We start from the raw sequence: 26262 nt of genomic DNA, 5'->3' as shown, positions 1-26262 counted from the left end.
AGAAAATAGAAGTGTTGGGATTTTTATAGCTAGCCATGACTGAAACCAAAATAATTCGTACCGCACGTCGAGGACGCATTTTCCCCGAAATCCAGTGGACAGAAGAACAATTTGCCGCATGGGAAGCGGAGCAGGAGGAATTTTATCAACGTTGTAAACCTATTTTTGATAAAGTCAAATCGGAATTGATTGAGACTCATTACAACTGGTATGTTACTGTTGAACCTGATAGTGGAGACTATTTTATTGATAAAGATTTGGAAACTGCTTGGCATAAATGTCGGGAGAAACATCCAGGCAAGATACACCACACTTTCCGAATTAATGAAACAGGGGTTTGCGGCACGATATGACACTTGAAGGTCAATTTGGTGATGAGGATGCATTGTTTATTGAGATAGCACTGATTGATAGCCAGGGATTAGAGCTACAAATTGAAGTTTTATTCGACACCGGCTTCTCGTACTGGCTAGCGATGGACAAGCAAGATATAGATGGGTTTGGTTGGGTTTATGTTGACCGACAAACGATGCAAACCGCACGGGGGAATTTTAAGTTTGATATTTACGCAGGTAAAATAAAAATAGACGGTCAAGAATATGATATTCCCGTTCACGTTGGTAAAGGTTTATCCGAAGTTTTACTTGGGCGTCAATGGTTAACAACACGACGATTATTAGTTGATATGCCCAACCGCTTGCTAACATTGGGATGATGGCTACCCTATAGCTAATTCTTCTCGTAAAGATAAAGGTTGATACCCCAACGCAAAAGCTTTGGAACTATCCAAAGAAACATCAGAAGGTCTAGGGGCTGCCATTTTCACGTCTTGCTGTCGGCTAGCTTTAATATGACTGCTTGAAAGTTGAAACACCTCCGCCATCAATAGACCAAAATCATATCGCGAAATCCGCTCTTTTCCTCCTAAATGAATACATCCCTGTACTTTATCTAATGCTAGCAATAATCCTTTTGCTGCAGTTCTTGCACTCACTGGAGTCCGAAATTCATCTATAAATAAATTTAAATCTTTTCCTTCTTTGAGAGTTTGAATAAAGGGCTGTATAAAACTTGTGGCGGTGGGTGTTGCCATCCCAAACATTAATGGCATTCGGCAAATAGCTGTCCTAGGATAACGTTCTAACATACCTTTTTCTGCCATAACTTTATGTTCTCCATAAAGATTGACGGGAGAAACTGGATCTGTTTCTCGATACGGAGCATTTAAACCATCAAAAACTAGATCTGTTGAGGTAAAAACACAAGGAATTGAAGCATCTGCACAAAGCCCGGAAATATTGCATGAGGCTTCTACGTTAATTGCATAGGATTCATGAGGATGCGTTTGGCAAAAATTGGGTTGGGATTGTGCTGCAGTATGAATCACTGCTGTTGGTTTGATATCGCTAAAAACTTGCTTTAGCTCCTGAAAATCTGTCAAGTTAACTTTTAAGGTGGTTATACCAGGGATTTCTACAAAGTGGGAAAAGTAGGTTCCGTATACAACACATTCTTGTTTAGCTAACTGGCAAAGGTGCCAACCTAAAAAGCCACTCACTCCTGTAATTAACATTTTTTTCATAATAGTATACATTTGAATGAACCTCAGTTAAATTTTTAGCAAAGTTCTTCTATAAAGAATCCACAAGACTAATTTTCGATCTACCTTATGTTTAGTAGGTCAACCAAAACAAGTTCAACAACTACAAAACCCGGTATTCGTACACCACCGGGTTTTTTATTTATAGGGAGTAGGGAGTGGGGAGTGGAGGACAAGGAGGACAAGGAGGACAAGGGGGACAAGGGGGACAAGGTAGACAAAGAAGTTTATCCTAACTTATCACTCAATTCCCAATTCCCAATGCCCAATTCTCAATTACGCAACAACGGCTGTCGCCTTAAATTCAAAAATCTTTTCGATCGCGTCTTCTACCACCTTATCCGGTGTAGAGGCACCAGAGGTGATTCCTACTACTATTTTCCCGTCTGGTAACCAATTTTCTGCGATCGCTATTTGCCCATTGAGTTCTCTATGTTCAATTTTGTTGCCCGATAAAAGCCGTGCGACACTGTCAATATGATACGAAACAACTCCCCGTTGATCTGCTATTTGTTGCAATTGTGTGGTATTTGATGAATTAAACCCACCAATCACTATCATTAAATCCAGTTTTTGTTCCACTAACTCCAACATGGCATCTTGACGTTCTTGAGTAGCATCACAAATTGTGTTGAAGCTTTGGAAGTGCCGATTTAACTCAGCAGGTCCATACTTTTTCATCATAGTATGCTCAAACAGTTTTCCAATTTGCTCGGTTTCGCTTTTGAGCATGGTGGTTTGATTCGCAATCCCCACCCGTTCTAAATCTTTATCGGGGTCAAAACCCGAAGAACAAGCTTTACTAAATTTTGCTAGAAATTCCTCGCGGTTGCCACCGTTGAGAATATAGTCAGCTACATACTCAGCTTCCCCCATATTCAGTACTATGAGATATTTACCAGCAAAAGAACTAGTTGCAACTGTTTCTTCGTGCTTGTATTTACCGTGAATGATAGAAGTGTGTTCGCCTTTTTTGTGCTTTTCAACAGTATTCCACACTTTAGACACCCAAGGACAAGTTGTATCGACTATTTTGCAACCCTTGTCGTTCAGGATTTGCATCTCTTGGACGCTTGCCCCAAAAGCGGGTAGGATGACGACATCTCCAGAACCCACAACAGAAAAGTCTTTTTTGCTTCCTTCTACAGGAATAAACTCTACGTCCATCTCCCGCATTCGTTGATTCACCGAGGGATTGTGAATAATCTCGTTCGTAATCCAAATGCGTTCGGTGGGAAAATGGGTGCGGGTTTCATAAGCCATTGCTACAGCACGTTCCACACCCCAACAAAAACCAAAAGCTTGGGCTAGGTAAATGGTAACATCTCCACGAGTTAGGGTGTAGTTACTGTTGCGAATTTCCTGAATCAATTGGCTCTGATACTCCGACTCTAACTGTGTAGCGACTTCTGCTTGGTGACCAAACCCTTTACGATGGTAGTTTTCTGAATGCTGTAGAGAACGTTTAAAAGCTTTGGTATCCATTGTTTTTATTTTAAATTGTCATTTTTTATTTTCCCTTGCAAAGACGTGAATTCGATGGGTTGGCACAAGGATTTTGAAAAGCTGATGTACAAAATGTTCTATCAGCGTATCTGTTGAGCCATTTTCTTCGTGTTGTGTAATTCTATTGCACCATATAACTGTATAGCAGAACTCCAAACCAAATAACCTTTCTGGCTCAGGTGTAACCCATCAGTACTGAGTTCGGAACGCAGATTGCCTTGGCTGTTAGCAAATAAAGGATATAAATCTAAATACTTTACGCCTTCTTTTTTGGCTATGCCTTCTAGTTGCTGATTTAATTGGCGAATGCGACTGTTAGGAATTGCGAGCAGTTTCTCTTTGCTTTCCCAAGTGACTTGTTCGACTCCATGGGGCAAAATCGACTGGACTACAATTTGCGCTGTTGGATGGCTCTTTCGCAAAGAGCGCATGATTTGCTGCTGATTCTCTAAAATTGTCTCATCGCTGACCCCTCGAATCAGGTCATTAATCCCAATCATGACAAAAATTGTCTCTGGATTGGTGGCGTTGAATAAGTTTAATCTCTTTAATAATCCTGTTGTCTTTTCTCCAGAAATCCCCTGATTTAGCCAATTTCTGTCTTTGGGTAATAACTCAGAAGGAAACCACAGACTGAGAGAATCTCCTGCTAGTATTGTCAAATGCTGCAGGTTCTTTTTGGCAGCTACTTTAGCTTCTTGTTTGAGAATGTCTACCCATTCCCAGTAACTAAGTTGGTGACGCGGTCCCAACTTAGGCACTACAGGTAAGGTGGCGGCTTGAGCTTTGGATTGACTCTCTGGGTTGATTGTAGTGGGATTAGGGATTAGCCCAAAAAACGCTGCCAATTCCTGCTGTCGGGCAATCAGCAGAGCGATCGCGAAGATTAAAATGACATTGGTGGCGAGAGATAGAAACACCCAGGTGGGGAAGGTTTTTGCAGGAGTGTTCACGAGTAACTAAATACAGTAAATTTTTGACTCAGATTCTAACTGAATTCTAAAAATTAGCCCACACTCCTCCGAAAGTATAAAGTATGAAGGATAAAGGAGAAAATTTCATACTTCATACTTTATACTTCATCCTTTTTGAGAGATGTTAATCCGGTCTCCAATCTCGTCGTTGTACGCTTCTTCACCGTGTTCGTTAATATCCATACCTTGGAATTCTTCTTCTTCTTTGACCCGCAAACCAACTGTGGCATCTAGAATTTTTAGAATAATCCAGGTACCGACCCCAGCAAAAACATACGCAACAACAATTGCTACTATTTCTACCAGTAATTCTCCAGGATTGCCATATAACAAGCCGTTTTTGCCTGCTGAGTTGACTGTTGTGGTTGCAAATACACCTGTCAGAATTGCTCCCACTGTCCCGCCTACGCCATGCACGGGATAGGTATCTAAAGCATCATCAACTTGAGCTTTGTGCTTAAAGCTAATGGCATAAAAGCAGACAAAGGCAGTAATGCTACCAATTAAGATTGATGCTAGGGGTGTGACAAATCCTGCAGCTGGTGTAATGCCTACCAATCCTGCAACGGCTCCTGTGGCTGCTCCTACTGCTGTTGGTTTACCACGCAGTGATTTTTCTAGAATCAACCAGGTTAAGGTTGCTGCGGCTGCGCTTGTATTGGTGTTGACAAAAGCTGCTACTGCTAAATTATTTGCCTCTAGAGCACTACCTGCATTGAAGCCAAACCAACCAAACCATAACAAACCAGCACCTAACAAGATAAAAGGAACGTTGTGAGGTGGGCTAAGACGATCTGGATAGGTTTTTCGAGGTCCGAGGACAATCGCTGCAACGAGGGCAGAAATTCCAGAACTGATATGAACAACTGTTCCACCAGCAAAGTCAAGAGCGCCTATACCACCCAATAACCCCAAGAATCCTCCTTTACCCCATACCATGTGGGCAAGAGGAGTGTAAATAAATGTTGACCATAACAAGACGAACAAAGAATATGCTGTAAAGTTCATTCGCTCGGCGATCGCACCTGAAATTAAAGCTGGGGTAATAATGGCAAACATGGCTTGGTAAATCATGAATGCTTGATGGGGTATTTTCGGTGCGTATTCAGTTGTCTCAAAACCAACCCCATTTAAACCCAGCCACTGAAATCCACCAATAACTTTCCCCAGTATGGATTCATTGGGTGCGAACGAAAGGCTATATCCCCATAAGATCCAAGTCACACCCACAATTCCCATTAGCACGAAGCTCATCATCAGGGTGTTGAGAACGTTGCGCGATCGCACAAAGCCTCCATAGAAAAACGCCAGACCAGGTGTCATCAGCAGCACTAATGCTGCTGAAATCAGCATAAAAGCTGTAGACCCTGTATCGGGAGCAGGTGGAGTTCCGGTTCCTTGAGCAACGGCGTTAGCCATCAACGGTCCACCCAGAAACAGTAGGGTCATAGCCCCAATCGTCATCACTTTTTTCAACACTTACTTTTGTTCCCGCGCACCAACAATTTTTTTGTGTGAGGTATATTCATTTCAGTAACTTTTGATACAAAAAACAGTAGCGAAAGTTACAAATTCTTGATATTTTAGCAAGATTTATAGATTTAATACTTCTTATGCAAGTTGTCAAGTACTGAAAAATTATGAGATTATCTGAAGTTAATAAATTTTTGCGATTTTATAAGCACTTTTTGCATGATTTCTCAGTTTTGCGTTTAAATATACATAAAGACGCGCCATGGCGCGTCTCTACAAATTTTTGGAGGTAGGGCAATGCCAGCCCTACGCTTTTGTACTCAAAAATCGAATGCCCATTTTACAACGTATTAGGTATGTCGCCTGAGCGAGCAACTGCAGCTGAATGGATACCCGCTTCTGTAAATCCGGTTGCACCAGCTTCTTTGACGAATCCGCTATAAGCTTCCATACCGTGTTCGCCAATATCCAAGCCTTCGATTTCTTCTTCTCTAGAAACTCTGATACCCAAAGTGGCTTTCAGTGCAAGCCAGAAGATTGTGCTGAGGAGAACAGTGATACCCCCAACAGTCAGGACGCCCAGAAACTGAACGCCTAGTTGTCCCAAGCCACCACCTGCAAACAAACCTTTAGCTGGACCAAGACCGTCTGTATACCAGGGGAAGGCAGCACTACCAGTACCTACGGCAAACAAACCTACTGCTAGAGTTCCCCAAATACCACATACGAGGTGAACGGAGGTGGCTCCTACAGGGTCATCAATACCAATTCTGTCAAAGAAGGTGACGGAGAAAACAACCAAAACTCCAGCTACAAGACCAATGATAAAGGAACTCGGAATCGTGACAAAAGCACAGGGTGCGGTGACAGCAACCAAACCAGCCAGAATACCATTAATAATCATGGAAAGGTCTGGTTTACCCAAGTACAGCCAAGCTGTGATTGTGGCGGCAATTCCACCAACAGCACCTGCCATGTTGGTTGTTAAAGCAATGTGAGTGATAGCATTGGGATCTGCAGCCATTGTGGAACCTGGGTTAAAACCAAACCAGCCCAACCACAGAATTAAACAACCTAAGGTGGCGATGCTCATGTTGTGACCGGGTAAGGCAACAATTTGCCCATCCTGATATTTACCAATACGCGGTCCAAGCAATGCAGCCCCCATCAATGCTGCCCATCCACCAACGGAGTGAACTACTGTGGAACCTGCAAAATCAAAGAAACCTTTCTTGTAAAGCCAGCCACCGCCCCAAATCCAGTGACCGGTAATTGCGTAGGCAATCCCTACGAGCAAAAGGCTGAAAATCAGGAAGTCAACAAACTTAATCCGTTCGGCAACAGCGCCCGAAACAATCGTTGCTGCTGTTCCTGCAAACACGAGTTGGAACAAAAACTTGGCAGCAAGGGGTACACCAGCCCAGTTAAGAGCGCTAAATATTCCCTTATAAGCACTTGCCGTTGCAGGGCTGTTGTCTGCACCTTGTAGGAAGAAGCCATTTAATCCGATGAAGTCATTGCCGTCACCAAACATCAAGCCAAAACCAATCGCCCAAAAGGCAACAGTGGCAAGGGCAAATACAATCAGGTTTTTGGCAAGTACGTTAACCGCGTTTTTCTGACGGCAGAAACCAGTTTCTAACATACAGAAACCGGCGTTCATGAAAAATACCAGGAAGGCTGCGATCGCTACCCATAGTGTATCGATTGCAACTTTCAATTCGGCTGTGGTTGGTCCTGCTGGTGCAGGGGTTTGGGCAACTGCTGCACAGCCCCATGCCAGGACAATCATGCAAGCTATTGGAATACAAGCTTGCCAACTTGGCGATAACCGTTTGATGGCTCCGCTCAATTGCTTGATAAATAAGTAATTTTGTGAGCTGCTACCCTGATGTAACAACCGCCGCCTGTTTCTTGTTCTCAATCTGTTTTTGTTTGTGCTCTTTATCATTATGCTCTCAACCAATCCTTGAAATACCGGAAAAATACGTTGAGTAAAGGTTGGGTAACGTCTGAAGCGTTGTGGAAGTCGTTTTTGATATTCGACATTTGGGCAAGTCAGCTGTTTCCACTAACTGATTTTCATTCCCTCAAGCGGTTAAGTGAAAATCAGTATGTCAATAAATGAGTTCGCCGTCAATCAACTAATTTTGCTACCTCTACAGATGTTACTAATATTCTTAAAAAATTATTATGTATTTTGCAAAACAGTCAAGACCACTTTATTGACTTTTTACTAAAAATATAATTGAAATTACTAAAAATGGATCCGGACCCCGACTTCTTCAAGAAGTCGGGGTTCTGGATATCTAGTTAAAACCGGATACTTTATATACTTACAGACCACCTTTGTAGCACCATCTCAAAAAGCTTAATAAGCGTTTGTAAGTTAAAAAATACTATATTAGTGGTATTTTTTTACGAATAAGGCTTTTTACTTGTATTTACTTGTTATTGCTATTTCTTTTGCAGTGTAGCAATATAGTTAAAATTCATTTCGTAAAATTATGAACTGTTAACACTTGACCAGTCATCAGTGACCAGTCATCAGTGACCAGTGACCAGTTACCAGTGACCAGTTAATCATCATAGTTAAAAGTAGGGGATTTAAATAATGAATCTATTTCTTTCTTCCATAAAGAAATTTAGGAACTTGTATCCTATTGGTAATAGGTTATTGTTCACTGGTTACTGGTCACTATAAAAATTCTATTTCCATTCTGTAAATTTCAATACAGTTTTTCTTGAAAACTTTCTAATTTTTCTTTGACAGTCTTGTTTTAACATCTCTCAAAGAACATTGATTATTCAGGCGATCGCATTTGGCTGAGATATTCTTGATAGCCAAGATTTTCTAGCTTTGTTTGCTTTGCTGTAACTGTTTCTAGTAAATTTTGGCGGTATTGCTGCACTTGTTCTTGTAGTTCCGGCTGATGGGTAGCAAGAATCTGTATTGCCAAAAGACCAGCATTTTGAGCATTACCTATAGCAACTGTTGCGACTGGTATACCTGCGGGCATTTGTACTATAGAGTACAGCGAATCAACCCCTTGTAAGTGACGGCTGGGAACGGGAACACCGATGACGGGAAGCGGAGTTAAAGACGCAACCATTCCGGGAAGATGAGCAGCACCACCAGCACCAGCAATGATGACTTTCAGACCGCGCTGGTGTGCCGATTTGGCATACTCCACCATGCGTTCTGGAGTACGGTGGGCGCTCACAATCGCGACTTCACAGACAACGCCAAATTCTTCACAAATTGCGATCGCTCCTTGCATGGTTGGTAGATCTGAATCGCTACCCATGATAATGCCGACAAGGGGAGTCATAGGATTTTGGATTTTGGATTTTGGATTTTGGATTAACCGATTTTGGATTTTTGATTTGGGAATTGGGTAAGCTGTATACACGATCATCTCATCTATTGACGTACATGATGCGCCTGTATTTGTAAGATGAATTATCGTTATGTAGAAAGATTAGCAATAAGGGGTTAGGGACAAGGGAGACAAGGAAGAAATACTAATGCCCAATCAAAAAATCCAAAATCTAAAATCCAAAATCGGTTAATCCAAAATCGGTTAATCCAAAATCTAAAATCCAAAATCTAAAATCCAAAATCTAAAATCCAAAATCTTATGACGCATCGCCCTATTGCTACTCCGATAGACATTATTAACGCTAGGGTACCTGGATACAAAGAGTTACAGATGCTCTTGGTAAATCACCAGGGTATAGTTGAGCACGTTTTACCAATGTCTCAAGTTCTCGAACGAGTTCCGCCAGAAAATTTGCAAGTTTGGGATGTTGGGGGCGACTGGATTTCCTTGGGAGGTGTTGATTTACAAATTAACGGTGCGTTGGGATTGGCGTTTACTGACCTCTCAATAGAAAATGCTTACCGACTGGCAGATATTTGTAAATTTTTGTGGAGTTTGGGAATAGATGCTTTTCTTCCGACTCTTGTTACAACTTCAGTCGAAAATGTTCAGCGATCGCTTGCGGTCTTTGCTCAGTATATGGCGAACCAAGAAGTGGGTGCAAAAATTCTTGGCGTGCATTTAGAAGGACCATTTTTGAACTATGGCAAGCGTGGCGCACACCCAGCCGAGTATCTTTTACCACTGACTCTAGAAGAAGTCAAAAGAGTTTTGGGCGATCGCGCTCGCATTGTCAAGGTTATCACCCTAGCACCAGAGTTAGATCTTAAGGGTGAAGTGATTCCATTTTTACGTTCTTTGGGTATTACCGTTAGTCTAGGGCATTCTCAAGCTACAGCAGCCCAAGCACAAAATGCTTTTGAGTTAGGCGCAACAATGGTGACTCATGCTTTTAATGTCATGCCTCCATTACACCATCGCGAACCTGGATTATTAGGTGCAGCAATTGTGAACCCTAATGTCATGTGTGGTTTTATTGCCGATGGTCAGCACGTCTCCCCAATTATGTTACAAATTTTACTCCGTGCTAGCGTTTCTCGCACCAGGCAGGAGATACACGAACACTTGTGGGATGGGCTTTTCCTTGTTAGCGATGCCCTAGCCCCTTTGGGACTACCAGATGGGGTGTATCCTTGGGATAATCGCCAAATAGAAGTGAAACAAGGAACAGCACGTCTTTTTGATGGAACTTTATCAGGAACAACTCTTCCTGTACTTGCAGGTGTGCAAAACTTGGTGAAGTGGGAAATATGTGACGCGGATAAAGCGATCGCACTTGCTACGGTGGCACCAAGAAGCGCGATCGGTTTACCTACTATAATCTCTAACGTTCCTGCTACTCAACTGTTGCGCTGGCACTTAAAAGAATCCACAAAAGAACTGTCCTGGCAAAGGATGTTACCGTATGCGCTGCCAACCTTGGCGTGAGATCATGATCCATTGGGAAACCTTGAAAATTGAATTTCATGAACGTAACTGACGATAAAACCATTGTTAAGGACTATTTCAACTCCACAGGCTTTGACCGTTGGAGACGTATTTATGGTGATGGCGAAGTCAACAAAGTTCAGCTAGATATCCGTAACGGTCATCAACAAACTGTTGATACAGTCATATCCTGGTTGACAGCAGATAATAACTTAGCAGGAATGTCCATCTGCGATGCTGGATGTGGTGTAGGTAGTCTCAGCATTCCTCTTGCACAAGCAGGAGCAAAGGTCTACGCCAGTGATATTTCTGACAAAATGGTAGAAGAAGCCAAGGAACGGGCTTTAAATACCTTGGGACAGGGTGAAAACCCCACTTTTGCCGTGCAGGATTTAGAAACCTTAAGCGGTAGCTACCATACTGTTATCTGCTTGGATGTTCTCATCCACTATCCTCAAGATAAAGCAGCAGAGATGATTTCTCACCTTTGTTCTTTATCGCAGTCGCGACTTATTCTCAGTTTTGCACCGAAAACTTTTGCCCTCAGTATCTTAAAGAAGATCGGCAGTTTCTTTCCCGGTCCTAGTAAAGCAACTCGTGCCTATTTACACCGAGAGGCGGATGTAGTAAAGATTTTGGAAAGTAACGGATTTTCAGTGCAACGTCAATCCATGACTAAAACTAGCTTCTACTTCTCCCGCTTACTAGAAGCAAATCGAAGTAGTTAGTGGTTAGTAATTAGTGGTCACTGGTCACTGGTCACTGATCACTGATTACTAAAAAGTGAGGTTAGAATCACAAGCAAGGTTTCAATTTAGAGATACAACAAGAATTATGAAGACTGCTGAAAAATTGGCGGCGGGTTGGCTACTCTCACTAGGCTTTATGTTTTTGACAATATCAGCATCTGCAGCCATCCAGAAGAATTCCATGCAGAAGCCATTTCCACCAAGTCTGTATGGGGCGCAAGAAATTCTCAATAAAGAAGCTATATATGTACTGGATAATACTGCGCTGCACGGACTAGTTTTTGGTGTTCCTACCTCAATACTGGGAGTATGGCTGGCAATGGGATTGTTCCGCCAAAGTCAGCAGGATAAAAAAGTCCTCAAGCAGCAAGCAAGTGAGGAAATGCAATCTACTTTTTACCGAATGCTCCAAGACAATAGCGGACGCATTACACTTCTGAGCTTTGCCATGCAGTCAGAACTACCTCCAGCTACTGCTAGAAAATATTTAGACGAGCAAGCAAAAATATTTAATGCTAGTTTTAAGGTGAGTGAAGATGGCGGAATATCTTACCACTTTGACCTTTAGAAAGTCTTCAACATGATACGAATTTTTTTGAGCTTGGCAGCTATCTTGGGAGGTTTGTCCGTCGCCTCAGGTGCTTTTGCCTCTCATGCACTGCGAGAGAAAATCAGCGAGCGATCGCTCGAAATCTTTGAAGTTGGTGCTCGCTACCAAATGTACCATGCTCTTGCACTATTAGCAGTGGCAATCTTACTAACTCGTACTGACTCCCAATCACCTACTCTTTTAGCAAGTGGGTGGTTATTTATTATTGGCATTACCATTTTCTCAGGTAGCTTGTACGCTCTGAGCTTAAGTGGAGTTAAGTCTTTAGGAGCAATTGCGCCTCTAGGAGGGGCTGCTTTAATTGCTGGTTGGGGTGCTTTAGCTTTCGCTGCTTGGAGCTTAAAGTTTTAGGAAATTTAAAATTTGTGATTTTTTTGTGGGACGGGCATCTCGCCTGTCCTGTCTCAATACTACTCTCCTAAGCGGGAATTAGAACCCCGGTTTCTTTGAGAAACCGGGGTTCTGACACCTCAATTATCGTATCCCTTGTAGTATTGAGAGTGTGTTGCGCAGGCGGACGAGCGTTTGTATAGCTGCGATTTCTAATCTCTGAGAGCGCCGATAATTACGTATATCCGAAATAGGCGATCTTAAACTTGTATTTAAAATTGTCTTCATAAAGAACTACATAAATTTTTGAAAACTTCGAATCGCAATATACTGTGTAATACCTAATACAGTAATTTGATTTTTCTATTGTCATGACTTGAAGGTAAACAACTACAAGTCATTCACGGGAAAATCTCACTCACCTTGCCATGGAAAAGGAATATCTCCTACTCCCTACTCCCTACTCCCCACTGCCTTCTTCAAGACAGGGTGCATATCTCAATTTAAATGAAACTACTAAATTAACAGTATTGAGCAAGAAGAGTCACCCCATATGATAACGATAACAAAGACATTTACAACAAAAGCAGTTCACACTCAACAATCACATGATGCTCAATGTTATGACGTACAAGGAGCTTCTTTTCTGCAAGAAGTGATTGAAAGTTTACAAGATGGTATTTTGATTTTAACAAAAACAGGCGAACTTATTCATGCTAATACATCAGCTTATCATATTCTGACTCAATTAAACCAAAACAATTCTCACTCCGATCTTGTACCAACTGCTATCTGGAATCTTTGTAAATCATTATTAGAAAATAAAAATTTTTTTCCAGAAGAATCTATCGTCTTATCTAATGAAATAGCTTTAGATAAAGCCACTGTTTTTCGAGTACGTGTCAGATGGTTAAATGCAGACAAATTACTTCAGTCTTGTTTTTTAGTCACTATTGAAAATAGATACGAATCTCTAAAAAACATTGCTCTAACGGAGATTAAAAAATACGACCTAACACCACGAGAAGCTGAAATTTGGTATCTTTACCGGGCTAAACTAAGCTACAAAGAGATTGCTCACCAGCTTTACATTACTGTTAATACCGTTAAAAAACATATGAAAAATATTCATGCAAAACGACATAACAGTGACCAGTGACCAGTGACCAGTAACCAGTGACCAGTTAATTAAATTGGAATAGACGGTATTTTTAGTAAAAGTTCAAGTCAAACAGTACCCTTATGGGTACTACCCTCGCAAACTATAATCATCTATCGTGTAAACCTAGATACCTTGTAAAAATCATCTTACCCTTTGAGGCTAAAGTCTGGATCTACACATATAATGCGTCCTTGTTCTTAGTTCTTATCTACGAGCAATTTAGGTAACTGCTGTCTTTGTAGTTTTACGATTTTAGTCATTGGGTTATTTTACAAGAGGTCTACTACAGAAACGGGATATCTTTCATACTTAGTCAAAAGTCAAACCTGAAATGACTTTTGACTTTTTACATCTATGTTGAGAATAGGGAGTAGGGAGTGGGGAGTAGGGAGTAGGAGTAAGAAATTTGAATTCCATTATTGTGGTCGATTACCTCTGACCTGCTGACTATTTAGCTTTATTTGTGATGTTCTACTTAAAGTCGGGTTTAATAGTTTGTGATGTCAACTATTAAAAACTCCATTTATTAGGATTCTGGATTCTTTTGTAAGCGGAGTAATGTATTATATATTTGCCGTTTTAAGTCCTCACTATTTTGGACTTCTAAGGTAATTTTGTTGAATCTATCAATGGTAAGCCCATTATCTTCAACAACTTTTTGATAACGCTGGCAATAATTAACGGCAATATCTTTAGCTTTGTTTGGCAAACTATTAAAACTGTTTTTATCGTTGCAAACTATTTTAGGAACATCTTTGCTGCCAATCATCTTTTTGATTTCATCAAAAGCCTGTTGGCGCAATGGTTCCATCGTTAGCATTGTTTTGGCGTAACTAGTCACTTCATTAGAAGTGACTGTTGGTGGATTTTGAGCATAAGCTTTTGAGTTTAAGATCCAAACGCTAGAAACTAAACTGGTAGTGGCAATAATGCCCACAAACATAGACTGGGAGAGTATCCGAATTAGATTAAGTCGGAGTAATCGATAGGGAATTTTATTCATCAGCTTTATACAAAACAACTACAGCAGGGATATCTTAATTTACTCTGAATTATTTTCTGAGGGAGAAGTTCCACAAAAGGTACACCTTATGTGTAAACCCTTATTTCTAATGTTATTTTCCCTGGCAGACTTGACAAAGTTCTATAACTTTAGTTTGCAGTACTGATGTTTCTGAGTTTCCCTGTTTGAGGCTGACTTCCAAATCTAGTAGTAAGGGTAAACAGGCTATGAGTTGTTTTACAGAAATAGACTTAACGTCTTTCTGCAAAAAATAAACCCGGTTAAAATTGGCTATTTCTGCAGCCTTAGCGATCGCTTGTAGATTGCGTTCTCCACTTTCCATCATCAGCTTAACCCACAACCAGGTACGAAACTGACCGATGAGGGTAGCCACTATCCTTAAAGGAGGCTCACAAGCATTAATTAAGTCTGTCAAAGTTATCAAAGCTCGAACTGTATCTCCTGTTCTGATTGCCTCTGCTAATTTTAGGCTACTTTGAGTCGTATTTCTAACTAATTGAGCTATAACGTCTGTATCTAAAGGTTTATTGCTACCCTCAGCGTAAAGCCGTAGCTTTTCGAGTTCGTTGTATAGTAAGCGTGTATCATTTCCTACTGCTTCCACTAACATCTCCACACCCGAAGCCGTCAGTTTGACACCTACAGTTTGGGCAGCTTGATTGGTAGACTGTATGAGGGCTTCCGTCTTCCAAGGTGGGGTCAGAGAAAATTCTCGAAATTCAGCAAACTTTTTTAGGAGTTTGGTGGACTTGAGACGTTCATCAGGTTTGTTGCTGCTTGTTAGTAATAAGTAGGAGTTAGGAACAATGACAGGCAAAGTTCTCTCCAATTCAGAGAACAAATTTTCCGGGCATTGCTGGCAAATGGTACTATTTGTCAGCCACACCAAACGTCCACCTGCACCAAACGGAGGTGTCATGACCAGGTTTAACGCTTGGATCGGGGCATCTGTTTCATCAGTTGACAGTACAGTGTAGTTAAAACTAGCCCATAATGGATCGAGTAGGCGATCGCGCAGGAGAGAAACTTCCTTTTCTATGGCAAAATCATCCTCTCCCCAGTAAACATGGATTGGCATATCAAAAAAAGCTAAATACTTCTTAAATCACGTAGTGAAGTTGACTGGTGTTGCCTACAATCAATAAGCGTGAGAGTGCGAGGACATATAGGTTGGACGACAACTATCAAACTTACTTAAATAGAGTAGCGCGGATGACGCTGTTAGAAGCCTACAAAACCCAAATTCAGCATATTCAGGGATCTTCTAAATTTCAGCCGTTTCCGACTGGAGGTAGAAAAGCAGTACCTTTTCCCGGTTATACAGTCATTACCCCTCCCCAGGAAGAGGAATCAGAAAACACAGATTTCTACAAATATTTACAAAACTACCAAGAGGAACTTTTAAAGTTACCTGTCAACAACTCGGAATTGATTGTACCTATCCCTCCTGCTAGCTTTCATCTGACATTAGCGGATTTAATTTGGGATAGTGCTTACCGAGACGCTTGTGAAAAGAATCCAAAGTTCGACGAGCAGTTGCGATCGCTCTTCGCAGAAATTTTCCAACAGTACCAGCAATCAATAGTACCCCCGACTCAACCGATACGATGGCAAATGCAAGGGCTAACAGTTATGCCAAGAGCCATAGGTATTTGTTTAGTCCCCCAGGATAAGTATTCCTACGAGCAAATTATTAACTTTCGTCGCACAATTTATCAAAACTCCAATCTTTTGCCATTAGGAATTGAACAACACTATCACTTAACAGCACACGTTACCTTAGGATACTTCGGGGAAATTTCCCCCAATATAGACCGCGATCGCTTAGCTGACCTGTTCGATAACCTCAATCAGCAATGGATCGAAAATGCACCTACATTTCTCATACACCGTGCTGAGTTACGGAAATTTGACGATATGACCCGCTATCATCGGGAACCAGATTGGCCAATATTGAATTTTGGATGAGTTAGTTGATAGTGGTTACTAAGCAGTGACCAGTGACCAGTGACCAGTGACCACTATCTACTAACCACCAACCACTAACCACTAACCAAGTTCTAAAATGAATTTGCCCATGCATCCGATTATGGAGCAGAGTTTTGCAGTCATTGACAGCGAAATTGGCGACCATAATTTCAGCAGTGCTGAGTACGCTATTATTCGCCGGGTTATTCACAGCACTGCTGATTTTGAGTTCAAGCACCTCATCCAATTTTCCGAAAAAGCGATCGCAGCAGGAATTCAAGCTCTACATCGCCGTGTCCCAATCGTGACTGATGTGAGTATGGTCAAGCAAGGAGTTGCAGGATTAGTAGCCCAAACCTTTGGAAATCCTTTAATTAGTGCAGTGGAAATTGCCCAAACACCACTTCCAGGTAAAACACGCACTGAAACTGGTTTGTTGCAATGCTATAAAGAATTCCCAGAAGCAATTTTTGCAATTGGCAATGCTCCTACAGCTTTACTTGCACTTTGTCAACAATTGACAATACCTTCAGCACAACTTCCGGCGTTGGTTATTGGTGCTCCTGTGGGCTTTATTTCTGTTTTAGAGTCAAAAGCAGCACTAGCAAAGACTTCCGTACATCAAATTCGAGTTGAAGGACGCAAAGGTGGTTCTCCAGTTGCTGCTGCGATCGTCAATGCTTTGATTACACTGGCTTGGGATAGTTAGTGGTTGGTAGGGGCGCTCTTGCATTGCGCCCGTACAGTTGTGAGTGCTTCTAATCGAAACTCCACTTATCTGTAGCAGCGCGTGAGCTAATTTGCGACTCTGTTTCTTGAACCGGCTGTGACGGAGTTGCGGACTTATCATTCTGCTTATCCACCTCTTGCTTGTTTGTAACAGAGTGAATACCGTCTGCTCTTTTTACATCAACAACGTTTGTTCGTAATTGAGTTACATCTGTATATTGTGTAACATTTTGGTAAGTGGAAGCGCGATGGGTATTGACTTCAATAGGATTTTGTGTAACAGATGGTTGGGTGTAAGGTAACTCTAAAGGTAAAACAAAACGTCTTTTGTAATGCTCTTTGATACCTTGGCACCACTCTGCAATAATGTAATCCAAAATTTCAGTGCTAATTTCGGATCTGTGAAGCTTTTCTTGTAAATTCTGACGTAATGTGGCTCGATTCGCGACTCCTTCTACTTTAGATTCAAAAAAGTCTTTTGGATACTGCTCATATATTCCTGACAACAATATAGAGTGTACAACTACTTCTTTGTTGCCTGATATTATGTCTCGGACTATCAGCGTGTACTCAGGCATTTTTCTAATTGCTTGCTAGTGTAAATTTATCTATTATAACTTGAGAATTCTATTGGTTATAGTGTACAATAAAACAAATTGTCTGAATTATAAGTACTGCCGTGTCTAAACTTCAAAAACGGTATCTCTACTCTTCAGTGGTTATGGTAAGCACTTTTTTACTAGCAAGTTGTAATCAAACTGAGAGTACTCAGGCGCAGTGCCAAAGATTCACTCAAGTTATGCAAACTGTTGTTGACGAAACTCAGACAGTGAAGCAGAATTCAAAATTCGACAAAGAGGCGTTATCACAATTTATCAAAGTTACTGAAAAATCGGCTGATCAAATAATAAATCAATCAACATTTAACGACCAGTCACTAGTTAATTTTCAGAATCAGTTTTTTAACTTATATGACAGCTATACTTCTGCAGGGTCGAATCTTATCAAACCAAATAAGATAGCGACTAACCCTCAAAGTGGATACAATAGTCTGGATAAAATAAAACAATCTATTATAGAAGAGAAAAAAATATTAATATCTTTTAACAAATACTGTAATTCTTAAGGGTTGAAATATAGCGTTTCCTATTTATCTGCGTCCATCTGCGTTTATCTGCGGTTAATTCTTTCTTCTTGTACCTCATGAGTGTGGGAATCACTGTAATTGTTGATAACTCTTTCAGATTCAGATCTCAGTTGGCGACTCCACCACCAAAAGATAAGAAACCATATAATAGCAAAACCAAAAGTGCTTGCTAACACAAGAAGATAATCGTGCAAAGAAAGTTCAGCTTGAAATCCAATGTTATTCAGTCGAATGAGCTTTTCTAGAGAAGAAAAATCAAAGTTTCTTTCTTGAGAAAAAACTGTGACTATAGTTTTATACTGTGTTGCTTGTTTAGCATCTTTTTGTTGATATGTCACTTCATATTCTCGAAGCGTTTTAAAGAAGTTAATTAAACTATTTGCTATATCTTGAGAATTCGTAGAAAACTTATATAATCCTCCCGTGGCTTTAGCAATATCATTGAGTCTTTGCTCGTCAACAATAAATGTATTGATATCGGTAGAAGGAGAAGCATACTGATTATCAGTTTCTGTAATTAATTGCATCGCTTCAAAGATAAATTCTTCAGATGTCAGATTGGGTAGTTTACAGGTAGCGCTGACTTTATTAACTGTTAACTCAGTATCTTTGAGGCGACATTTGGTGCGATCGCGCAATTGCTGTAGAGTCTCTCCATAGCCTAGAGTGTGAACTGTGACTTTAGTACTATATTTTTGCAAAACATCTCTTAAACTCTCAAACTGCTGCTGTTCGCGTGAACGCTCAATCACATGATAGCCATCAGATAGTAAAATGACTGCTAGTCGAGAATCTGTTTTTTCTTGAGTTTGTAGGGAGTTTCCCTGAGTCCCTAAAAACTTTACAGCTTCTTCAACTGGTTGATAAAGATTTGTTGCAGCACATACATTCTGGTTGGCTAGTTCATCAATTTGACTGTCTAGATTGATATCTTTGATGTCGCGAAAGCTGTTTCTAATTATATTTTCGCTGACATCATATACAATAGGACACGTTTTTTTAGAATCCGAAAAGCCAAAGGGTACAAGAGCTATTTGATAAGGTAAGTTTTCCTTTCTGAGTTGTTGTAAAATCTCTCGTATTGCTTTGGTCGCTCCATTGAGTTTTCTAACTTTGGTAGCATCTCTTTGCTGCATGCTACCACTCATATCTAATAAAATAATAATATTGGCAGGATCGGGTTGGGAAAGTTCTGGTGAGACGACTTTATCTACAGGAAAAGTCGCTTCTTTTCCCTGCTCGTCAACGGTTTTTATTTGAAAATTCTCGCGATTAAGACCGGAAACAGGCTGATTTTCTAAGTCTAGTACTCTGACTTTTAAAATCACGCGATCGCCATCGGTTTTGTAATTATTGAGAATTTCTACAGAACCATTAGCAGCTAGTGTGGGAGTAGGGAATAGGGAGTAGGGAATAGGGAGTAGGAAGTAAAGAATAGGGAGTAGGGGGTAGGAGGTAGGGGGTGACGATCGCCGCACGTGGGGATCTAGCTTGTTATTGCGGATCGAGGAAGCGATCGTAGAAAACAAATCGATAAACTTTTTCAGCATCTGGGCTTTTAAAAGTAATAATTTGATTATGCCAAAGTGTGTATTCAGAAGTCTGCGATTTCTTTTTTGGTTGTGGGAAAATTTCAACGGCGTTTGTGCTATTGCAAGTTATCTTAGCATAGGGAAATTTGACCATAATTTCTGCACATTTGGGAGGGATTTGCGGAAGATAGATATCATCGCGATCGCCACCACCAATTGTAATAGGTTTACCATCTGGTAGTTGAATAGATAACCCTTCTTCAATGACATCCGGTTCTTTTGCATTGGCTCCTTCATTTGGTGGTTCAACAACAAATTGAAATGCGCCTCTTGGTGTTAATTTAGGTAAATCGCGGATCGCGCCGTTCTTAACTTCTTCCTCCAAGACCTTTGGATTGATAGATGCTAGCCCCTCACCTGCTCGTAAGGCTACTTGGTAAGTTGGGGATGTAGCAAAGCTGAGAAGTGCTCCCAAAATACAACCGAAAGCTAAGAACCCAAATGGTTCATGATATTGCTTGAGAAAATTGGCGTTGTGAAACAAGTTTTCCACAATCAAAGCCGCACTAAATCCTGCAATACTACCAAACAAAATTGTATTCTTAATGCGTTTAGTTCCTTTACTGGTTAAGCCTTCCGCACTTCGCGATCGCCAGCTTAAGCCTTCACATATACCTGTGGATAGTCCAATAATACACCAAGCAATGCGCTTGACATTTTCAGCTGTTAAGCCTTTCATTTCATAAAGAATAAAAGTAGAGATTGCTGCACATAAACCTGCGATCGCACTCCACAATATGGTTTTTAAAAAATAGCTGCGTAGTGTCTGAAAGTTATTTCTATACCTAGTAGGATTGCTCAGGAATATCTCTGTAGCTACCATTGTAATAGCAAAGAAAAATGCTAAAAAAGGTAATAAGATAAAGTCTGGTCTAAATGGCAAAGTTCCATCACCGATCTTTCGCACCAGTCCTAGAATAATTTGAGCAATATCCCAACTTATTAAAGCAGCAATAATGCCTGATAATATATATAGTAACAGTCTTTCAGGTCTCACATTTTACCTCTTATTTTCATAGAGTGGTAAGTTTTTTACACAAGCTTTAAATTCTTCTGATTGATTTTTTTTTGCACAGTTTTCTAGAGGTTGAAAGATTTCCCGATCGGGTTTTTTATCGTCAAGAGACTGTTTCAAGTAATTCATAATAGATAAGATATGTTGGTCAAGCTCCTCATACTTCTCTGCTCCTGATGTCTTAAGTTGTAAAGCCACGCTTCGATTGATAAATAAGTCTCTTATGTCCATATATGTTTGACTCTCTCTCAGATGATTTTTTTCAGCATCACGTGTTTCATTTTTCTGAAGTACACTGAGTTTATCCATTTCTCTAACGAGTAATTTCTTGAGTTCTGCTTGACATCTTTGTAATTTTTCTTTGTTTTCTGAAGATTGAGTGGTGTTAGTATCTAGATTTTCGCACTTCTCAATACTTTCTTTCAAAGATAAACGTGAAAAACTTGGCAAAGACTGAAATAGGTGGTTGGATAGTTTAGGAAAAAACAAAACCAAGAAAATGAGAACACTGAATATCAGAATAACCAGTAAAAAACGCTCTTGTTGTCTTCTCCGCTTATAGAATATTTCTTGTTTTTTTGACAGTCCCTTACCCTTCAAAGTTTTGTGTCTTCTCGTAGGATGATTTTGTCTGCTTGGAGAAGAAGCATCATGATTTTCATCTAATATCTCCTCTTGAGAAGCAACGCTCAAAATTCTATCTATCTTATTTTTATCCTCAGTTTTTAGTTTTGAGAAAACAGTATAGGGAATTTTGCCTTCACTACAGTGATAGCAAACAGCTGCTAACAAATTAACATCTAGTAGTTTCTTGTCGTACTGGTTGAGAAAAACTTTAATTGGATTCAGTTCAGTTTTCACTCGTTGAGAGAAGAGTTCTCCTAAATTTCTAAAATTATGTTTATTTGTAGTAACTTTCTCACTCAAAAAATTGTTTCTCAGTTTGATTAAAAAATCTTGTGTAGCTTGTCTGTCAAACAATTCTGATATATTATAAGGTGTACTATCTAGACATTCTAGAATCTTTGCAGCATACATATTGAAAGATTTAGACCAAATATTCTCCTTGTGAGTTACGAACAACCATCTACAAAGATTGTAAGCATTTTGATTCCCATATACTAATTCATTTAAGAGAACGGAAATTCCATCATAGATGTACTGAACAATAAATTCTCTTTGTATAGGCGTGCAAGATTCCAAGATTAAATTCTGTGTTTTAAAAGAAATTTTTGTCTGTTTTTGATTCCTTTTCTCTCGCAGCCAACTTAACCAAATAATAATGTTCTCTGGAATTAAAATAGGTAGAAGAGCATAATATTTCACCGATTCTGTTTGAGGATCTTCATCTTTCCTAAGATGCTTGACGTGTTGATTGTCTGCAACAAAAAATTTCTGCCAATCTAAATCTTTATTACTCCACAATATTTTGACAATAGCATTTGCTGTTTCTAAACTACGTCTTTCATTGGATGCACTGCGATCGCTTACAAACTCGTCTAGTGTCATCTCAATTGACTTTTCGTCTCCAGTCAAACGCTCTCTATCCGTTCTTTTGCTGATTTCCTTTTGTACAGGTGTTCCTAAAGGATTTACCTTGTTGACAATCTTTCTTGCTAATTCGCGCTCAATGGCTTGTTTTGCAGTTTCATCCTCACATGAAATAGCAACATACATTTCTGGAAAATTTAGCCTGCGTACATTCCAAGCCCATGCAAGAGGAAGTCCAGCTTTTTCTGCTTCTTCAGCAGCTTGAGTATGTAATTGGAGTGGGTTATCTCTGTTAAGTTCAGCTAATGTTAAAATGACAGGATAAATAGGATAATTTTGTTGGTCATTAGAATTAACATTATGACTGGAGAAATATTCTAGATATTCATTGCAAACTAACTTATCTCCTGTGAACGAGTCAGGATTCATCTTAAAGACAAAAGGATTCTGCAGCCACCAATTTAGTAAAGTTCCGACACCATCTAATTCTAGGTGTTGATTAATTTCAGAATTTCTATCTAGCCAAAAATAGCGATATCCAATAATCCCATCTCTTCCTTTATTATCTTTCCCCAGATAATTGGCAACTGCTAAAACACAGTAACGAGCATCTATAACTCTAGCAATCAGCGCTACTTCCTTCTTCGGAGGTGCAAAACCAGTGGGTATTCCAAAGATGTTCTGGTTGTTGTTGATATATTGTTGAATGGGAGCAGGTATTTCTCCGTCATAATTAGAACGGTCAATTGCATTTCCAAAACCACCAGATATCCAGCAACCATTTTCTAATACTTCACTAAAACCTCTAGAAAACTCGTAGATTTCAACTTCTGCATTGCGGATGTTTAAGGAAGACATAATTCAACCTCTACTATGCTTATCGCAACTGACGATCGTCTTTACCTGTTTGCAGCCAGTATATGGGAGCAACTAAACCAAAGGGTCGCCAAGCTTCTGGTTTGCTTAAAGTATATGCTTTGCTTCCCTTAACTTGCCTACAATTAGGTTGAAGTGTATCACCAATAAAGCCAAATGCAGAACACATGAAAAAGTTCATTGAACAACCCCAAGTTTTCCGCCAATTGTTTAAATTTGTGAAAGTGTGGGAAAATTTGAGTTCGGCAAACTCTTTAGGCTGATGGCGGTAAACATCATTTTGTTCGCCTTTGGTAAATACAACTGCAATTCTGTGTCTTTTCAACCTGCGGCGATTTCTCTGCAACCCAAGAATATTTCCTAGTTCTCTTTGTAAGTTAGCGATCGCCTTTGCATAATCTCTATCTCGTGTAGGAGTCGTGCTATCAAGCATAATCATGAGACCGACCACAGAAGCACAATCATTAAGAGCATCTTGGGAAGCATTTCCCACAATCAAATTCTCAATTAATTCTCCAGTCGGTGCTGTTATGGATATGTTTAGCCTGAGAGGTCTTCTTAAGATTGTTGCAATTGGATTCATGAAGAATTTCGGTTTCAGCTTGATAGAAAATCTACAGGAGTCAGCGTATTCACTTGCTGGCATTTCAATCCCATTTTTTAAGACATTTTCAGCATTGGCTTGGAGATGTTCGGCTCCATATCCATAGGGATCGACAGATAACACACGTCCTTCTAAGTAGCTTTCAGCTTGCAAACAGGTAGAGAGTGCTGCAAGGTAAGATGTTTTCCCTGCATCGCGAGTCCCAATCGTGCGGATATCACCACCTGGTAGGTTAAGAGGAGTTGCGCTGAGGAAGTTCAGATTAAAGAAATTCATTGTATAAATTTTCTCCTGTACCCAGCCAGTAAATTGGTTCAATTACACCATATGGATTCCAGTTCTCAAAATCTCGCAAGCGAGCGCGACACTCTAAATCAATTCCCTCTTCTTCACTATAAAATCGATTGGGTCGGGGATCGTATTTTCCTAAAATACCATAGGCTGAACAAGCAAAAAAATTAACTTTTTTCTTTAACCTACTTTTCAGTAAGTTATAAGTCCTAGGTAATCGAATTTTGAATAAGTCAGCTTCTGGATCGAGACGACCACCCCAAATTTCACCTCGTTCGCATTTAGACATGACAACAGCAACTCTCAAGGTTTGTATGGACTTTTGCTTGCTGTTCTCGTCGATGCGATCGCACAGCCATTCAAAAACTTTAAAATAATCTTCATCTTTGTCAGTTTGCCATTCCGTCAGCATAAACATCCAACGGTTGAGTCTGAGACATTGAGAGAGGAACTCGTAAACATCCTGTTCAAGTTCTTTCTGCTCTTTGGCAGATTTTGATTCGGGATTTATAAAGGCATTAGAAATCCGTTGAAAACGTTCTCCAGAAAGATCCTTTGCACTGAGTTCTATCTTGTTAGCTTGACGAAAGCGTTTAGCATTTTTAATAGTAATATCAAACCGATAATCGTATTCTGCGTTTAACTCCGTTGCAGGAGTTGCTTGTTTTTGTTGAAGAAAGTGTTCAATTATCTCTTTCAGTTTATCTATCTTCAATCCCCCGGCTCTAATAGTATTTCCTTCCTGCTTCTTTAATCCAGGAGCCAGCAAGGAAGCCAAGTAAGTTGTTTTACCTGAAGCTCTCGGTCCCATGATACACATTTCTAAATATATAGATTTGGTTGTCGGTATCATCTCTATCTCTCTTCATCTAAACTCAGATATGTTCCCAAGCTCAACCAAGGAATTTCTAGTAAGTTTCGAGCTTTCTTGGTAGTGATAAAAAAACTTAACTTTGAAGTACCACCTTGGCTAGCATTAAATTCTCGAATGACATCTTTAGCAACACCAAAATAGCGATTCATAATGCGATCTAAATAAGTGCTAAAATCATTACTACCGGAGGGATTATATTTCCATCTTGCACTCTCCTCTCTATAGTTACAAAAAAGGTCAGCTTTGTGAAGACAAATGAAAAAATGCTTGACCGAACGACAATTATTTTTCAGAGTTTCTAGATTTCTTCTGAGATTTTTGACCCAGACATCACGGGGATACAAATCCTCTTCTTTATTAACTTTATCAAGCGGATTATGTTCGGATTTCAAATACTCGTCTCTGACTAACTCTTGATACGGATGTAGAACTAAAATAATGTAACGAGCCTTCCCAATCTTTTGCATAAAATCTTGGTAAGCGCTCGGAAATTTATTCTGGGGACTCTCTGTGGCTTTTATATCTCCCCACAATTCCCCACGAGTATCGATGAGATCGACTGTAATGTCTTTAGGTCTTGGTAGTCTTAAATATAAAGAGAGTGAATGCAAATTGATAGGATATTCTGTGGGAAGTACTGTTCCATAGGGACTCAGTTGCTCTCTAAGTCTGCTGCAATCATCCTCATCAACAACAACATACCTCTCTTGGGAAGATGATTCGCATAAGCCCAAGATCATGCTGCTCTTACCAACTGCTTTATCACCAATGACAATTACGCTCATGAAATTGTACCTTCTGGCTCTACTCCCTACCCCTGAATTGGAAACCCTGTATAAGTCAGGAGTGTATCATTAACGATCCATTCCTGACGGGGAATATCTTTTAGATCTGCTTGTATAATTCGTCCAGATAAAAAGTGTAGCTGTTGATTGCGTGAACCCCGCAACACATCATCACTGGATTGTTGTTGTTGAAAAAGACCATCGATTAATAAATCGACGTGCTGTAATAGACGATCGCCTCCTTTTACCTGACCTGAGTGTAATTGTTCCAAGCGGTATCCCGTCCAACAAACTACTGTTTTACCAGCAGATTGAACAAGACTCGCTAATTCAGCTAAAGCGACTGCTTGCGCGAACGGTTCACCACCAGAGAAGGAAATACCAGCTAAATCCGGTAGTTGTTGAAAAACTTGCCATACAAAATCTACACTTACAACCTGATTCATGCGAAATTCCAGAAAGTCTGGATTTTGACAACCAGAGCATCGAAATGGACAACCCTGTACCCATAACACCATTCTCGTTCCAGGACCGTTAGCACAAGAACGGGGTAGCCACGAAGCTAAGTTTAATAAATACTCTTTTGTCATT

At 40.2% G+C, this 26262-nt stretch carries 26 protein-coding genes; 10 read left to right on the top strand and 16 right to left on the bottom strand.

Annotated features, from left to right (window positions below):
• The first annotated feature begins 35 nt into the window (after window positions 1-35).
• Entirely contained in the window at window positions 36-353 is a 318-nt protein-coding gene (locus WA1_RS08630) for a hypothetical protein (RefSeq protein WP_017745468.1), read from the top strand.
• A complete protein-coding gene (locus WA1_RS08625) occupies window positions 350-715 on the top strand; it encodes a hypothetical protein (protein WP_017745469.1) in 366 nt (121 codons plus the stop codon). The genes WA1_RS08630 and WA1_RS08625 overlap by 4 nt, the downstream gene beginning before the upstream one ends.
• A 3-nt stretch (window positions 716-718) precedes the next feature.
• Here WA1_RS08625 and WA1_RS08620 read toward each other — a convergent pair whose 3' ends face one another.
• From WA1_RS08620 to purE, 6 genes are all read right to left on the bottom strand, one after another.
• Window positions 719-1582: an SDR family oxidoreductase gene (locus tag WA1_RS08620; protein ID WP_017745470.1), complete on the bottom strand. Its 864-nt coding sequence runs from the start codon at window positions 1580-1582 to the stop codon at window positions 719-721.
• A 294-nt stretch (window positions 1583-1876) separates the two neighbouring features.
• A complete protein-coding gene (locus WA1_RS08615) occupies window positions 1877-3085 on the bottom strand; it encodes a 4-hydroxy-3-methylbut-2-enyl diphosphate reductase (RefSeq protein ID WP_017745471.1) in 1209 nt (402 codons plus the stop codon).
• A gap of 101 nt (window positions 3086-3186) precedes the next feature.
• Window positions 3187-4059, bottom strand: a complete 873-nt coding sequence (locus tag WA1_RS08610) for an SGNH/GDSL hydrolase family protein (RefSeq protein ID WP_017745472.1) — start codon at window positions 4057-4059, stop codon at window positions 3187-3189.
• Window positions 4060-4185: 126 nt separating this feature from the next.
• Window positions 4186-5544, bottom strand: a complete 1359-nt coding sequence (locus WA1_RS08605; RefSeq protein ID WP_017745473.1) for an ammonium transporter — start codon at window positions 5542-5544, stop codon at window positions 4186-4188.
• Window positions 5545-5893: 349 nt separating this feature from the next.
• A complete protein-coding gene (locus WA1_RS08600) occupies window positions 5894-7504 on the bottom strand; it encodes an ammonium transporter (RefSeq protein ID WP_026134888.1) in 1611 nt (536 codons plus the stop codon).
• A gap of 853 nt (window positions 7505-8357) precedes the next feature.
• Window positions 8358-8885: a 5-(carboxyamino)imidazole ribonucleotide mutase gene (purE, locus tag WA1_RS08595; RefSeq protein ID WP_026134889.1), complete on the bottom strand. Its 528-nt coding sequence runs from the start codon at window positions 8883-8885 to the stop codon at window positions 8358-8360.
• A 309-nt stretch (window positions 8886-9194) separates the two neighbouring features.
• Here purE and nagA point away from each other — a divergent pair, with 309 nt between their 5' ends.
• The 5 genes from nagA to WA1_RS08570 all read left to right on the top strand — a co-directional run bounded on the left by nagA (window position 9195) and on the right by WA1_RS08570 (window position 13272).
• The gene (nagA, locus tag WA1_RS08590; protein WP_017745476.1) at window positions 9195-10424 is read left to right on the top strand and encodes an N-acetylglucosamine-6-phosphate deacetylase; all 1230 of its coding nucleotides are present in this window, start codon (window positions 9195-9197) and stop codon (window positions 10422-10424) included.
• A 38-nt stretch (window positions 10425-10462) separates the two neighbouring features.
• Entirely contained in the window at window positions 10463-11152 is a 690-nt protein-coding gene (gene bchM, locus WA1_RS08585) for a magnesium protoporphyrin IX methyltransferase (RefSeq protein WP_017745477.1), read from the top strand.
• A gap of 106 nt (window positions 11153-11258) precedes the next feature.
• Window positions 11259-11741, top strand: a complete 483-nt coding sequence (locus WA1_RS08580) for a hypothetical protein (protein WP_017745478.1) — start codon at window positions 11259-11261, stop codon at window positions 11739-11741.
• 12 nt (window positions 11742-11753) lie between these two features.
• The gene (locus WA1_RS08575; RefSeq protein ID WP_017745479.1) at window positions 11754-12134 is read left to right on the top strand and encodes a DUF423 domain-containing protein; all 381 of its coding nucleotides are present in this window, start codon (window positions 11754-11756) and stop codon (window positions 12132-12134) included.
• Between the two features lie 532 nt (window positions 12135-12666).
• Window positions 12667-13272 carry a helix-turn-helix transcriptional regulator gene (locus tag WA1_RS08570; protein WP_017745480.1) on the top strand — a complete coding sequence of 202 codons (606 nt, stop codon included), beginning with the start codon at window positions 12667-12669 and terminating at the stop codon, window positions 13270-13272.
• 529 nt (window positions 13273-13801) lie between these two features.
• On the opposite strand, the gene WA1_RS08565 is transcribed toward WA1_RS08570, so the two are convergent.
• Window positions 13802-14278: a DUF4168 domain-containing protein gene (locus WA1_RS08565; RefSeq protein WP_026134890.1), complete on the bottom strand. Its 477-nt coding sequence runs from the start codon at window positions 14276-14278 to the stop codon at window positions 13802-13804.
• 112 nt (window positions 14279-14390) lie between these two features.
• Window positions 14391-15377, bottom strand: a complete 987-nt coding sequence (gene holA, locus WA1_RS08560) for a DNA polymerase III subunit delta (protein WP_017745482.1) — start codon at window positions 15375-15377, stop codon at window positions 14391-14393.
• 92 nt (window positions 15378-15469) lie between these two features.
• Here holA and WA1_RS08555 point away from each other — a divergent pair, with 92 nt between their 5' ends.
• Together WA1_RS08555 and WA1_RS08550 are read left to right on the top strand one after the other, a co-directional pair.
• Window positions 15470-16267 carry a DUF1868 domain-containing protein gene (locus WA1_RS08555; protein WP_081402863.1) on the top strand — a complete coding sequence of 266 codons (798 nt, stop codon included), beginning with the start codon at window positions 15470-15472 and terminating at the stop codon, window positions 16265-16267.
• Window positions 16268-16364: 97 nt separating this feature from the next.
• The gene (locus WA1_RS08550) at window positions 16365-16976 is read left to right on the top strand and encodes a cobalt-precorrin-8X methylmutase (RefSeq protein WP_017745484.1); all 612 of its coding nucleotides are present in this window, start codon (window positions 16365-16367) and stop codon (window positions 16974-16976) included.
• A 49-nt stretch (window positions 16977-17025) separates the two neighbouring features.
• On the opposite strand, the gene WA1_RS08545 is transcribed toward WA1_RS08550, so the two are convergent.
• Window positions 17026-17574, bottom strand: coding sequence for a hypothetical protein (locus WA1_RS08545; RefSeq protein WP_017745485.1), 549 nt, complete (start codon window positions 17572-17574; stop codon window positions 17026-17028).
• 101 nt (window positions 17575-17675) lie between these two features.
• Here WA1_RS08545 and WA1_RS08540 point away from each other — a divergent pair, with 101 nt between their 5' ends.
• On the top strand, window positions 17676-18122 hold the full coding sequence (locus WA1_RS08540) for a hypothetical protein (protein ID WP_148662655.1): 447 nt from the start codon (window positions 17676-17678) through the stop codon (window positions 18120-18122).
• Between the two features lie 44 nt (window positions 18123-18166).
• Here WA1_RS08540 and WA1_RS08535 read toward each other — a convergent pair whose 3' ends face one another.
• From WA1_RS08535 to WA1_RS08505, 7 genes are read right to left on the bottom strand one after another with little or no spacing between them, the layout of a single operon-like run.
• Window positions 18167-19693: a vWA domain-containing protein gene (locus WA1_RS08535; protein ID WP_017745487.1), complete on the bottom strand. Its 1527-nt coding sequence runs from the start codon at window positions 19691-19693 to the stop codon at window positions 18167-18169.
• Window positions 19638-20732 (bottom strand): hypothetical protein, encoded by a 1095-nt coding sequence (locus WA1_RS08530; RefSeq protein ID WP_017745488.1) that lies wholly within the window; start codon window positions 20730-20732, stop codon window positions 19638-19640. Before WA1_RS08530 ends, WA1_RS08535 begins: the two co-directional genes overlap by 56 nt.
• A 3-nt stretch (window positions 20733-20735) precedes the next feature.
• Entirely contained in the window at window positions 20736-23099 is a 2364-nt protein-coding gene (locus WA1_RS08525; protein WP_017745489.1) for a hypothetical protein, read from the bottom strand.
• Between the two features lie 19 nt (window positions 23100-23118).
• Window positions 23119-23997, bottom strand: a complete 879-nt coding sequence (locus WA1_RS08520; protein WP_017745490.1) for a hypothetical protein — start codon at window positions 23995-23997, stop codon at window positions 23119-23121.
• On the bottom strand, window positions 23984-24865 hold the full coding sequence (locus tag WA1_RS08515) for a TRAFAC clade GTPase domain-containing protein (RefSeq protein ID WP_051077075.1): 882 nt from the start codon (window positions 24863-24865) through the stop codon (window positions 23984-23986). The genes WA1_RS08520 and WA1_RS08515 overlap by 14 nt, the downstream gene beginning before the upstream one ends.
• Window positions 24866-24867: 2 nt before the next feature.
• Window positions 24868-25671 (bottom strand): hypothetical protein, encoded by an 804-nt coding sequence (locus tag WA1_RS08510; protein ID WP_017745492.1) that lies wholly within the window; start codon window positions 25669-25671, stop codon window positions 24868-24870.
• A 26-nt stretch (window positions 25672-25697) separates the two neighbouring features.
• Window positions 25698-26261 (bottom strand): 4Fe-4S single cluster domain-containing protein, encoded by a 564-nt coding sequence (locus tag WA1_RS08505; protein ID WP_017745493.1) that lies wholly within the window; start codon window positions 26259-26261, stop codon window positions 25698-25700.
• Between the last annotated feature and the right edge of the window lies 1 nt (window position 26262).

The sequence above is a fragment of the Scytonema hofmannii PCC 7110 genome (genome assembly GCF_000346485.2).
In the GTDB taxonomy this organism is placed as follows: Bacteria; Cyanobacteriota; Cyanobacteriia; order Cyanobacteriales; family Nostocaceae; genus Scytonema; species Scytonema hofmannii.
The sequence above is the reverse complement of the archived record's forward strand: the minus strand, read 5'-3'. Positions and strand labels throughout refer to the sequence as shown.